This is a genomic window from Halomonas sp. A11-A (genome assembly GCF_003182195.1).
Lineage (GTDB): Bacteria > Pseudomonadota > Gammaproteobacteria > Pseudomonadales > Halomonadaceae > Halomonas > Halomonas alkalicola.
Window position 1 is genome coordinate 53,812 of the sequence record NZ_QGTM01000011.1, and the last position, 12,936, is coordinate 66,747.

Below are 12,936 nucleotides of genomic sequence, written 5' to 3' on the forward strand. Positions count from 1 at the left end.
TCACTCGCCGGGGCGTCGATATTGCGTTATATTGCACTGCAACAAACGGCGTGGAATCTCCACGCTCTGTTTCTCCTCCCTCTGACCGAATTGCCAGGAGCTCGCGATGAATCTTCCGATGCCGACTCCCCCGGCCCCCGTGGTAACGCTGCTCGACCCCTTCGGGTTCGGGCGCGCCGCGGGCCGCTACTGGCTGGATGCCTTCGAGCGCAGTGTGCTCTTCATGGACGTGATGCGCCAGCGTGGCAACCAGTACCTCGAACACATCGAGCAGACCCGCCCTAGCGTGCTGGGCTTTGAGGCCGAGGTGCTGATGGACGGTCGTGACCTGCCGCGGCCGGTCAACTACGAACTGCTGCGTATCCAGCCCCCCGGGGGCTATCCCACCGACCCGCAGATGCGTCCCTTCGTGGTGGTCGACCCCCGCGCCGGTCACGGCCCGGGCATCGGCGGCTTCAAGCCCGACAGCGAGATCGGCGTGGCGCTGCGTGCTGGCCACCCCTGCTACTTCATCGGCTTTCTGCCCTACCCGGAGCCCGGCCAGACCGTGGAGGACGTGGTGGAGGCGGAGGTCGCCTTCCTGCGCCTGGTCAACCAGCGCCACAGCGAGCGCGGTGCCGAGAAGCCCATGGTGGTCGGCAACTGCCAGGCCGGCTGGCAGATCATGATGGCGGCGTCGCTGGAGCCCGACCTGTTCGGACCGATCCTGATCGCCGGCTCGCCGCTCTCCTACTGGGCCGGTACCCGCGGCAACGCGCCGATGCGCTATACCGGTGGCATGACCGGCGGCAGCTGGATGACCTCGCTGCTCAGCGACCTGGGCGACGGCCAGTTCGATGGCGCCTGGCTGGTGCAGAACTTCGAGAACCTCAATCCGGCCAACACCTACTGGACCAAGCAGTATCGGCTCTATGCCAACATCGACACCGAGGCCGAGCGCTACCTGGAGTTCGAGCGCTGGTGGGGCGGCCACGTGGTGCTCGGCGGCGACGAGATCCAGTACATCGTCGACAACCTCTTCGTGGGGAACCGCCTCTCCACCGCTCAGCTGGTTACCTCCGACGGGCGCCGCATCGACCTGCGCAACGTGCGCTCGCCGGTGGTGGTGTTCTGCTCCTGGGGCGACGACATCACACCGCCGCCCCAGGCGCTGGGCTGGGTCCGCGACCTCTACGCGGGAGTCGATGACATCGAGGCCAGCGAGCAGACCATCGTCTACTGCGTCCATGACAGCACCGGCCACCTGGGGATCTTCGTCTCCGGCAGTGTCTCCCGCAAGGAGCATACCGAGTTCACGGCCAACATGGACTACATCGACGTGCTGCCGCCGGGCCTCTACGAGACCACCGTCTCCGAGGCCGCCCAGCGCGACGATGCCGAGCTGATCGAGCGGGACTACCTGCTGGAGTTCACCTCGCGCAGCGTCGAGGAGCTCGACCGGGTGGTGCAGCACTCCACCGAGGACGATACCCGCTTCGCCACCGTGGCGCGGATCTCGGAGATCAACCTCGGGCTCTACCGGCTCTTCGTGCAGCCCTGGGTGCGTGCCCTGGCCACGCCCGAATCGGCCCGCTGGATGCGCCGCATGCACCCCAACCGGCTGGGCTACCGCCTCTTCTCCGATCGCAACCCGCTGATGAACGCGGTGCCGGTGCTGGCCGACAAGATTCGTGCCAAGCGCCATCCGGTGGACGAGGAGAACCTCTTCCGGGTGCTGGAGTCGATCGTCTCCAGCCAGATCACCGGCAGCCTCAACGCCTGGCGGGACCTGCGCGACGGCGCCACCGAGCGCCTGTTCCTGGATGTCTATGGCCAGCCGCTGCTGCAGTCGCTGGTGGGCCTGGGCGGTGACGCCCATGTGCACCGCCGCCGCCCTGGGTCGGAGCCGGAACACCGCCGCTTCATCGCGCGCCGCCAGGCAGAGCTCACCGAGCGTGTCGTGGAAGGTGGCAGCCACGAGGCGGTGATCCGTGCGCTGATCTACGTGCTGGGGGGCGCCCCCTCCACCGACGAGCGCAACTTCAAGCGCCTGCGTGCCTCCCACGCCGAGCTGGAGCCCCAGCTCACCGTGGCGGACTTCAAGCAGCTGATGCGCGAGCAGTTCTTCATCCTCAAGCTCGATCGTGAGAGTGCCGTCGAGGCGCTGCCCGAGCTGCTCAAGGGGCAGACGGCGGAGCAGATCGCCGACCACCTGGAGCATATCGAGCACGTGCTGGCGGCCAGCGGTGAGCTCTCCGAGCGCTCCAGCGAGCGCCTGGCCCGGATCAGGGGGCTCTTCGAGCAGGCCATCGACCAGGCACCCATCCTCGAGGCCGAGGCGCGTGCCGAGGCCCAGGCGTGGGTCGGCAGCCAGGCCGAGGCCCAGCGCCTGGCCCTGAGCGACCTCGAGGGCCTGATGGAGTCCCAGCCGGCGGCGAAGGCCAAGGCCGAAGCGCCTGCCGCCAAGGCCGAGGCGCCAGCTGCCAAGGCCGAGGCGCCCGCCGCCAAGGCCGAAGCGCCTGCCGCCAAGGCCGAAGCGCCTGCCGCCAAGGCCGAGGAGCCCGATGCCAAGCCGGCCGCCTCGCGTCGCCGGACCCCGGCACCCCGTCGCAAGCCGGGTGGCAACAAGCGCTGAGCCAGGCCAGGCACGACCCCAGCAGCGCCCCTGCCACCCCGGTGGCAGGGGCGCTGTCATTGACGGAGGCTTGCCCTCGCCCGAGGGTGCGGTCTAGGGTCAGAAGGCGCCAACCGCGGGCGCCCACTGGCGCGATGCCAGGCGCTGGGTTAGGGTAGGCGCATTTTTCGCCCGCCGAATCAGGGCGGTATGGCATTGTCAGGCGAGGACTCGACGTCCACGCCATGCACTTTCAGTGGAGCACTATGGGAAAGTCACTGGTCATCGTCGAGTCGCCGGCCAAGGCCAAGACGATCAACAAGTATCTCGGCAGCGACTTCATCGTGAAGTCGAGTGTGGGTCACATCCGTGATCTGCCGACCAGCGGCTCGGGCAAGGCGGCCTCGGATCCCAAGGAGCGCGCGCGGCAGGCCGCGGCGACCCGCAAGATGTCGCCGGAGGAGAAGGCCGAGTACCGGAAGCGCAAGTCCCAGGAGCAGCTGATCCGGCGCATGGGCATCGACCCCGAGCACGGCTGGGAGGCCCACTACGAGATCCTCCCGGGCAAGGAGAAGGTGGTCGCCGAGCTCCAGAAGCTGGCCCAGAAGGCCGACACCGTCTATCTCGCCACCGATCTCGACCGCGAGGGGGAGGCCATCGCCTGGCACCTTCGCGAGACCATCGGCGGCGATGACGCGCGCTACAAGCGCGTGGTCTTCAACGAGATCACCAAGAACGCCATCCAGGAGGCGTTCAAGGACCCCGGCACCCTCAACATGCCGCGGGTCGAGGCCCAGCAGGCGCGGCGCTTCCTGGACCGTGTGGTCGGCTTCATGCTCTCGCCGCTGCTGTGGGCCAAGATCGCCCGCGGCCTCTCGGCCGGGCGGGTGCAGTCGGTGGCTATGCGCCTGATCGTCGAGCGCGAGCGCGAGATCCGCGCCTTCGTGCCCGAGGAGTTCTGGGACGTCCATGCCGATCTGGTGCCGCAGCTCGAGGGGGGCGGCGGCGAGCCGGTGCGCTTCGAGCTGGTGCGCCAGGACGGCAAGGCCTTCCGGCCCACCTCCGAGGCCGAGACCCTGGAGCGCATCGCCGCGCTCAGGAAGGCGTCGCTTGCCATTACCGCGCGGGAAGACAAGCCCACGCGGTCGAAGCCCAACGCGCCCTTCATTACCTCGACCCTGCAGCAGGCCGCCAGCGGCCGGCTGGGCTTCTCGGTGAAGAAGACCATGACCCTGGCCCAGCGCCTCTACGAGGCGGGCTATATCACCTACATGCGAACCGACTCCACCAACCTCTCGAAGGATGCCGTGGAGAGCGTGCGCGAGTTCATCGGCGACGAGTACGGCGCGCGCTACCTGCCGGCGTCCCCCAACCGCTACTCCAGCAAGGAGGGCGCCCAGGAGGCCCACGAGGCGATCCGCCCCACCGACGTGGGGCGTCGTGCCACCGACCTTGCCGGCATGGAGCGCGACGCCGAGCGGCTCTATGAGCTGATCTGGCGCCAGTTCGTGGCCTGTCAGATGACCCCGGCCGAGTACCTCTCCAGCACCCTCACCGTGGCCGCCGACGGCTACGAGCTCAAGGCCAAGGGGCGCGTGCTCAAGTTCGACGGTTACACCCGGGTGATGAAGCCAGCCGGCAAGAACGAGGATCAGTCGCTGCCGGACCTCGCCGAGGGCACCCCCATGACCCTGGCCTCCCTGGACCCGCGCCAGCACTTCACCAAGCCGCCGGCGCGCTACACCGAAGCGAGCCTGGTCAAGGAGCTAGAGAAGCGCGGCATCGGCCGGCCCTCCACCTACGCCTCGATCATCTCCACCATCCAGGATCGCGGCTACGTCAAGCTGGAGAACCGGCGTTTCTATGCCGAGAAGCTTGGCGACATCGTCACCGAGCGGCTCAAGGAGTCCTTCCCCGACCTGATGGACTACTCCTTCACCGCGCGCATGGAGGACAGCCTCGACGAGGTGGCCGAGGGCGAGCGCAACTGGCGCGAGCTGCTCGACGCCTTCTACGCCGAGTTCCGAAAGGAGCTCGCGGAGGCCGAGAGCGAGGAGGGGATGCGTCCCAACCAACCGGTGCCCACCGACATCGACTGCCCCAGCTGCGGGCGCAAGATGCAGATCCGCACCGCCTCTACCGGGGTCTTCCTGGGCTGCTCCGGCTACAACCTCCCGCCCAAGGAGCGCTGCAAGACCACCATCGACCTGCTGCCCGGCGAGGAGGCGGTGGCCGCCGACGCCGACGAGGAGGCCGAGACCGATGCCCTGCGGGCCAAGCACCGCTGCCCGAAGTGCGGCACCGCCATGGACAGCTACCTGATCGACGAGACCCGCAAGCTGCATATCTGCGGCAACAGCCCGGACTGCGACGGCTACGAGATCGAGCAGGGCAGGTTCCGCATCAAGGGCTACGACGGCCCGACCATCGAGTGCGACAAGTGCGGCAGCGAGATGCAGCTCAAGTCTGGGCGCTTCGGCAAGTACTTCGGCTGCACCAACAGCGAGTGCAAGAACACCCGCAAGCTGCTGCGCAACGGCGAGGTGGCGCCGCCCAAGATGGACCCCATCGACATGCCCGAGCTGGCCTGCCAGAAGGTCGACGACCACTACGTGCTGCGCGACGGCGCCAGCGGCCTGTTCCTGGCGGCCAGCAAGTTCCCCCGTAACCGCGAGACCCGCCCGCCGCTGGTCCGTGAGCTCAAGGCACACGCCGAGGAGCTGCCGGAGAAGTACCGCTACCTGCTCGACGCCCCCAGTGAGGACCCGGATGGCCGCCCGGCCCAGATCCGCTTCTCGCGCAAGGCCAAGGAGCAGTTCGTGATGACCGAAGAGGAGGGCAAGGCCACCGGCTGGAAGGCCACCTACGACGGCAACCGCTGGCAGGTGGAGGACAAGCGCAAGTGACCCCGCGAGCCCGCACCAACCAGCTGCTCTACCAGGCCGAGCTGCTGCTCGAGACCCCGGCCGGCGACGACGAGCACGCCGAGGCGCGGCGCATGGCGGCGGAGGAGGGTGCCCTGGCGCTTGCCGAGCTGGCCCTCGAGTCGCTGCTGCGCGAGGTGACCGAGCATGCGCGTCTCGAGCGCCATGCCTGGCGTGAGCTGCTCGGCCCCGAGGGGGCCGAGATCGCCGAGCTGCACCGCCTGCGCGAGCTGGCCGCCCAGCCCGACAGCTGGCTCGCCTGGCTGATCGGCAGGCTCGAGGCGCTGCACGCAAGCGAAGGTGTCGCCCGCCGCCGCACCGGCGCCGCCGCCGGCCTGATCGCCGTGGGCAGCGCCGCCGCCCTGGGCGACGAGCTCTACGGCTGCCTGCAGGCCGCCAAGGCCGAGATCGCCGCCCTGCGCGAAACCAGCCAGGAGTGGTAGCGCTCCCCCGATAGTAAGCCAGCAAGGCGAGGAGAGGCCTGTCGACGGACCAGCTCCGAGCCCTTAGGTCGGTGCGGCGCCTGGTAACTTTCAAACAGTCGTTTATACTCGGTGCCATCGCCCACCTACCGGCCAAGCTCCCATGAACGCCATCGCAAGGACGCGTCTGTTCATTCTCCGGTACCTCGCCGCACCGCTGCTGGCCCTGCCGCTGGCGGTGGCCTCCGCAGCGGCGGCCGACCTGACCCTCGACCCCCGGCTGCTGCCCGGCGGCGAGGGCGACCTGCCCGCGCTGCGCCAGGAGCTCGAACGCCTCTCCGCCGGGCGGCACACGCCCGAACTGGCCGCGGCGGCACCTGGCACCGGCGTTCGCCTGCCGGGGTTGGAGGTCCTGGAATCCCCCGAGTTTCTCACCACCACTGACCTCCTGGCACTCGAGCCCCTAGACGGCGCCGCCCGGGTGCTGTTGCTCGGCCCTGCCGAGGCGCTGGATGCTGCCGGCGAGGCCCTGGCCGGCCAGGCTCGCCTTCGGGGCATCGCGCTGGTGCCCCTGGCCGTGGCCCCCTCACGCTATCCCTCCGCGGCCGACCTGCAGGGCGCCGATGGCGCCCTGGTGCTGGCGCTGCCCGGCCTCGACGGAGACGCCCAGCGCCGGCTCTTCGACCGGCTGGCCGAGGCAGGGGTGCCGAGCGTGGCGCTGACCGATGCCCGTCAGGTCGAGCGCGGTGCGCTGCTCTCCTCCCCCGGCGCCCTGGATCCTGACGCCTGGCGCCGCCGGCTGGCGCTGCGCCTGGATGACGTTGCCGCCGGTCGTCCCCCCGAACCCCTGGGCGCCCGTCCCGGCCTGGGCCGCCCCTGGCTCAACCTCGAGACCGCCGCCCGGCTCGACTGGTCGCCGAGCTTTTCGCTGCTCGGCGAGGCGCGCCTGGTGGGCGAGGCCGCCGCCCCGGAGGTAGCACCCCTGGCACTTTCCCAGGCGGTGGCCCTGGCACTTTCCGCGAGCCCGGCCCTGGCCGCTGCCCGTCAGGGCGTCGAGGTGGAGGCCTTCGACCGTGACCTGGCCGCTTCCCGCTACCGTCCCAGCCTCTACCTGGAGGCCACCGGGCGGATGATTGACGAGACCCGCGCTCGAGCCGCCCTGGGCCAGGAGCCGGAGCGCCTGGTCAGCGGCGGAGCGGTGCTGGAGCAGCTGCTCTTCTCCGAACCGGCCCTGGCCGCTATCGCCGTCGCCGGCAGCCTCGACCGCGCCCGGCGCGCCGAGCTCGAGGTGGAGAGCCTCGACCTGGCGCTGGCGGTATCACGGGAGTTTCTCGACCTGCTGCGCCTCGACGCCAGCCGCAAGGTGCTCGAGGCCGACCTGGAGCTGGCCCGTGCCCAGCGTGACCAGGCGGTGCGCGGCGAGACCGCCGGCGCCGTAGGGCGCGGCGAGGTGGCCCGCTTCGAGGCGGAGCTCACCCAGGCCCGGGAGCGCCTGGAACAGGCGGTGGCGGACCGCGAGCGGCTGGCGATCGCCCTCAATCGCCGGCTGGGTCGGGCCCCGGCCGCCCCACTCGCGCCGGTCGAACCGGAGCTGGATGGCCCCGAATGGCTGGGCGGTGATGACCAGTTCCTGGCGGTCCTCGATTCCCCGGTGAGCCTCGCCGACTGGCAGGGGCGGCTGGTGACCGCGGCGCTGCGCGACTCTGCCGAGCTCGAGGCGATCGGCGAGCTGCGCCAGGCGGCACACCGGGAGCTGACTTCGCGCCGCCGGGCCTTCTGGCTGCCCGAGGTGGGTCTCGAGGCGCGCTATACCAGCGAACTCTCCCGGGCCGGTGAGGGCGAGCGGGCCCCCTGGGAGTCGTCGAACCCGGTCGTTCAGGCCGGCGTCGGGGCCCTCGAGGGGGCGGGCGTGGGGCTGCCCGATACCGGTCGCGACCAGTGGAGCGTCGGGGTCTCGGCGCGGCTGCCGCTCTATGCCGGGGGGCGGCGCAGCATCGAGCGTGACCGCAGTGCGGCGCGCCTGGAGCAGGTGGCCCTCGAGGACGCCGAGGCGCGCCTGGGACTCGAGGCCCGGCTGCGCGCGGCCAGCGTCGAGCTCGCCGCCGCCTGGCGGCGCATCGCCCTGCGTGACGAGGCACGCGAGCACGCCGAGGAGGCCCTGGCCCTGGCCGAGGAGGCCTGGCGCGAAGGGGCGCTCTCCCAGGTGGCGCTGCTCGATGCCCGTACCAGCGCACGCCAGGCGGGCCTCGCCGCCGCCGAGGGACGCTGGCAGGCGCTGCAGGCGCTGGTGCACCTGCAGCGCGCCCTGGGGATCACCCCGGGCCCCATGGCGGCCGAGGCTCGAGATCGGCTGCTGGCGGGTGCCGGCGGCGCGCTGGGGGAAGGGCACACGACAGGAGAGGGGCGATGAGCATGCGGGGAATCCTGCTGGCGGGACTGGTACTGCTGGCCGGCTGCGCCGAGGAGCCGGTGGAGGAGGCGCCGCTGCGCCCGGTGCGCACCCTGGTCCTCGAGGCTGATGGGGCGACCGGCGAGCGCGAGCTGCCGGCGCGCCTGGAGGCGGCCGCCAACCGCCGGATGAGCTTCCGGGTGTCGGGCCAGCTCGAGGCCCTGGAGGTGGCGGTGGGGGAGCGGGTGACGGCCGGCCAGCCCCTGGCCCGGCTCGAGGCCGACGACCTGCGCCTGCAGCGTGACCGCGCCCGTTCGGCCCTGGCCGGTGCCGAGGCGGCGGCGGCCAATGCCGAAGCCGAATGGCAGCGCGCCCGGCGCCTCTATGAGGCGGGCAGCGCCCCGGCCCGAGACCTCGACGCCGCCCGGGCCCAGCGCGACGCCGCCCTGGCCCAGCGTGACGGCGCCCGGGACGCCCTGGCCCTGGCCGAGCGACAGCTCGGCTTCACGCGCCTCGCAGCGCCCGACGCCTGCCGGGTGGCGAGCCGCCTGGCGGAGGCTGGCGAGAACGTCGGTGCCGGCCAGCCGGTGCTGGTGCTCGCCTGCGGCGACGACCTGGAGGTGCGCGCGGCCCTCTCGGAGGACCTGCTCGGCGAGCTGGTCATCGGGGCGCCGCTGCGGGTGCGCCTGCCGCTCGCCGACCTCACCCTGGCCGGCGAGGTGGCCGAGATCGGCTTGCCGGTGGACCCGCGCCAGGCCACCTGGCCGGTGCGGGTGGCGCTCCCGGGCCTGACGGAGGAGCAGCGCGCGAGGCTCCAGCCGGGCATGGCGGCGGAGCTGACGCTGCCCCTGGGCGGCCCCGGCAGCGGCATCTGGGTGCCCATGGTGGCGGTGCAGCAGGACATCGACGGCCACTTTGTCTACGTGGCCGAGCCTGGGGATGACAGAGAAGAGGAGAGCGGGAGCCGCGATGGCAGCGATGCCACCGGGGACCGCGAGGCGACGGTGGTGCGCCTTACCGTGACCCTGGGCGGTCGCCACGGCGAGCGCCTCGAGGTGCTGGCAGGGCTCGAGCCGGGCCAGCACCTGATCGTGGCGGGGATGAGCCGGCTTCACGACGGTATGCGGGTGCGCCTGCTCGATGAGCGTGGCGCCGCGGAGGCCTCGCCGTGACCCTGACCGAGGCGGCGCTGCGCTACAACCGGGTGACCATCGCGGGACTGCTGGTGGTGCTGCTGGGAGCGGTGATCAGCTACCTCTCCATCTCCCGGGCAGAGGATCCGGCGGTGACGGTGCGGGTAGCTCAGGTGGTCACCTACCTGCCTGGGGCCACCCCGGAGCGGGTCGAGCAGCTGGTCACCGACCCGCTGGAGACCGCCATCATGGAAATGCCGGAGCTCGACTTCGTCGAGAGCACCTCCCGGGCCGGGGTCTCCATCATCCGGGTGGAGCTGCGTCCCGACGTCCGGGACGTCCAGGCCGGCTGGGACAAGCTGCGCCGCAAGGTGGGCGACGCCCGGGGCAGGCTGCCCGACGAGGCCCAGGCGCCCATCATCAACGACGAGTTCGGCGATGTCTTCGGCATCATGCTCTCGCTCACCGGCGAGGGGTACGAGCAGGCGGAGCTCAAGGAGGTCGCCGACGACGTCCGCGACCGGCTGCTGATGCTCGACGACGTGGCCAAGGTGAACATCCACGGCTATGCCGAGGAGCGCATCTTCCTGGAGTACAGCGAGGCGCGCCTGGCCGAGCTCGGCGTCTCCCCCCAAGGGCTCGCCCAGCTCTTGGCCGCGCGCAACATCGTGCTGCCCGGTGGGGCGATCCGCAGTGGCGACGAGCGGCTGATCCTCGAGCCCACCGGCAACTTCACGCATATCGACGACATCCGCCGGGCGCTGCTGCCGCTGCCCGACGGCACCCTGGTGCCCCTGGGCTCGCTGATGGAGGTGCGCCACGGTTACGCCGATCCGCCCATGAGCCGCTATCACGCAGGCGGCGTGCAGGGGCTGGCGATTGCCATCGCCATGCGCGAGGGGGGCAATATCCTCGACCTGGGCGAGCAGGTCCAGGGCGCCATCGAGCGCCTCGAGCGCGACCTGCCGGTGGGCCTCGAGTTCGAGGTGCTGGCCAACCAGCCCGACCGGGTCGAGGAGCGCATCAACGAGTTCCTGATCAACCTGCTGCAGGCGGTGGCGCTGGTCTGCGTGGTGATGCTGCTCTTCCTGGGGCTGCGCACCGGGCTGATCGTGGCGAGCCTGGTGCCCTCGGCGATACTCGCCTGCCTCGCCTTCATGGGGCTCTTCGACATCGGCCTCGACCAGGTCTCGCTGGGAGCGCTGATCATCGCGCTGGGCATGCTGGTGGACAACGCCATCGTCATGGTGGAGTCGATCCAGGTCTCCACCCGGGAGGGCAAGAGCGTGCGCCAGGCGGCGCTGGACTCCGCCCGCCAGCTGCGTTTTCCGCTGCTCACCGCCTCGCTGACCACGGCGGCGGCCTTTCTGCCCCAGTTCCTGGCGGTCTCGGACGTGGGGGAGTACACCCGCTCGCTGTTCCAGGTGGTCACCATCACGCTGCTCTCCTCCTGGCTGCTCTCGCTGACCATGATCCCGCTGCTCTGCGTGGCCTTTATCAAGGTCAGGCCGAAGGACGATGACGCCTCGCCCCGGGGGCAGGCGGGGGGAGAGGCGCGCGACGAGGAGAGCGATCCGGCGGACCGGGCGCGACCGCCGCTCTTGGCGCGCATCGCCGAGCGGGTCTATGCCGGCTACCGTCGGCTGCTGCTGGCCCTGCTGCACCACCGCGCCCTGACCCTGGCTGCGGTGGCCGGCCTGCTGGGGCTGGCCTGGCTCGGCTTCGGGCCGCTGCCCAAGATATTCTTTCCCCAGGCGGAGCGCACCATCGTCACCGCCGAGCTGCGCCTGCCCTTCTCGGCGCCGATCGAGCGCACCCGGGCGGTGGTGGAGGAGATCGAGACCTTCCTGGCCGAGGAGCTCGCCGCCGAGCGCGACGAGGCGGGCGAGTGGATACGTGACGGGGTGGAGCGCTGGGGCAGCTTCATCGGCTTCGGCGGCGAGCGCTACATCATCAATCACGCCCCGGAGCCGCCGAGCCCCGAGTACGCCTTCCTGCTGCTGCAGACCAATCGCTGGCAGGCGGTGGACGGGGTGATCGAGCGCCTCGATGGCTGGCTCGCCGAGCGCTTCCCCGATCTGCAGGCCACCGTGGCCGCCACCAGCTTCGGTCCGCCGGTGACGGTGCCGCTTTCGGTACGGATCTCCGGCGACGATGAGGCGACCCTCAGGCGTATCGCCGAGGAGGTGCGCCAGCGGGTGGTCGAGGCGTCGGGTACGCGCAACGTGCGCGATGACTGGGGCGAGTGGATCAAGCGGCTGCGCGTCGAGGTCGATCCGGCCCGGGCGCTGCGTGCCGGCGTCACCGAGCGCGACGTGGCGCTGAGCCTGCAGACGGCGCTCTCCGGGATGACCGTCGGCACCTTTCGCGACGGCGACACCCTGGTGCCGATCCAGCTGCGCAACGAGCGGGGCGAGGCGCGCACCCCGGATGACCTGGAGGGCGTTACCGTGCTGCCCGTCGGCGGCGGGGTAGGGGTGCCCCTGGCCCAGGTGGCCGAGGTCGAGCTCGACTGGGGACCGGCGCGCATCCTGCGCCGGGACCGTTTCCGCACCATCTCGGTGGAGGCGGAGCTGGCCCCCGGGGTCACCGCCGCCGGGGTGGCGGCCGAGCTGCGCCCCTGGCTCGAGGAGCGCCAGGCCGAGTGGCCGAGCGGGGTCTTCTACGAGTTCGGCGGCGAGGTGGAATCGTCGCGCATCGCCACCGACTCCATCGCCGAGAAGCTGCCGATCGGTGCCATGGCGATCCTGCTGCTGCTGGTGGTGCAGTTCAACTCCCTGCGCCGGCCGCTGATCATCCTGGCCACCATCCCATTGTCGCTGATCGGGGTGATCTTCGGCCTGACCATCACCGGCTCCCACTTCGGGATCATGACCTTCCTCGGGGTGGTGTCGCTGGCCGGCATCGTTATCAACAACGCCATCGTGCTGATCGATCGCATCGACCTGGAGCGCGCCAAGCTCTCGCCCCAGGAGGCGATCCTCGAGGCGGGGCGGCGGCGACTGCGCCCGGTGCTGATGTCGACCCTGACCACCAGCGGTGGCCTGCTGCCGCTGTGGCTGGGTGGGGGCCTGCTTTGGGCGCCCATGGCGATCACCATCATCTTCGGCCTGCTGGCCGCGGCGCTGATCACGCTCTGCGTGGTGCCGGTGCTCTATTCGCTGCTGATGCGGGTGCCCTTCGAGCGCCGCCGCGACGGCGAGGCGTCGACTGTGTCAGGCTGAGGGTCTCTTTCCCCATCGAGGCCAGCCCCATGGAGCGTGTCTGTCGACCACCTGGTGCTGGTTTCCGGGGACGGCGATTTCGACCTCCTGATAGACCGGCTGCGCCAGCGGTTCGGTATCTGGGTGACCGTCGTCGGGGTGGCGCCCTTCATCAGATTTTGCGCGAGATACCCCGTACTTCTAGTGCGGGGAGGGATAGCGCGTCGTCCGTAGGACGACCCTGTTCTCGCTGCCTCCTTCTCAGGTAGTTA

7 protein-coding genes are annotated in these 12,936 nt (G+C 70.9%); all 7 read left to right on the forward strand.

Annotated features, from left to right (window positions below; all coding sequences use genetic code 11):
• The first annotated feature begins 106 nt into the window (after window positions 1–106).
• The 7 genes from DER72_RS09420 (at window position 107) to DER72_RS16660 (ending at window position 12,898) form a co-directional block, all read left to right on the forward strand.
• Window positions 107–2,614: a DUF3141 domain-containing protein gene (locus DER72_RS09420; RefSeq protein ID WP_110069734.1), complete on the forward strand. Its 2,508-nt coding sequence runs from the start codon at window positions 107–109 to the stop codon at window positions 2,612–2,614.
• Window positions 2,615–2,859: 245 nt separating this feature from the next.
• Window positions 2,860–5,499: a type I DNA topoisomerase gene (gene topA / locus DER72_RS09425; RefSeq protein WP_110069735.1), complete on the forward strand. Its 2,640-nt coding sequence runs from the start codon at window positions 2,860–2,862 to the stop codon at window positions 5,497–5,499.
• Window positions 5,496–5,960: a DUF6586 family protein gene (locus DER72_RS09430; protein WP_110069736.1), complete on the forward strand. Its 465-nt coding sequence runs from the start codon at window positions 5,496–5,498 to the stop codon at window positions 5,958–5,960. The genes topA and DER72_RS09430 overlap by 4 nt, the downstream gene beginning before the upstream one ends.
• 142 nt (window positions 5,961–6,102) lie before the next feature.
• Entirely contained in the window at window positions 6,103–8,349 is a 2,247-nt protein-coding gene (locus DER72_RS09435) for a TolC family protein (protein ID WP_110069737.1), read from the forward strand.
• Window positions 8,346–9,500 carry an efflux RND transporter periplasmic adaptor subunit gene (locus DER72_RS09440; RefSeq protein ID WP_110069738.1) on the forward strand — a complete coding sequence of 385 codons (1,155 nt, stop codon included), beginning with the start codon at window positions 8,346–8,348 and terminating at the stop codon, window positions 9,498–9,500. The genes DER72_RS09435 and DER72_RS09440 overlap by 4 nt, the downstream gene beginning before the upstream one ends.
• Entirely contained in the window at window positions 9,497–12,685 is a 3,189-nt protein-coding gene (locus tag DER72_RS09445) for an efflux RND transporter permease subunit (protein ID WP_110069739.1), read from the forward strand. Before DER72_RS09440 ends, DER72_RS09445 begins: the two co-directional genes overlap by 4 nt.
• Before the next feature lie 36 nt (window positions 12,686–12,721).
• Window positions 12,722–12,898, forward strand: a complete 177-nt coding sequence (locus DER72_RS16660; protein ID WP_110069740.1) for an NYN domain-containing protein — start codon at window positions 12,722–12,724, stop codon at window positions 12,896–12,898.
• Window positions 12,899–12,936 lie beyond the last annotated feature (38 nt).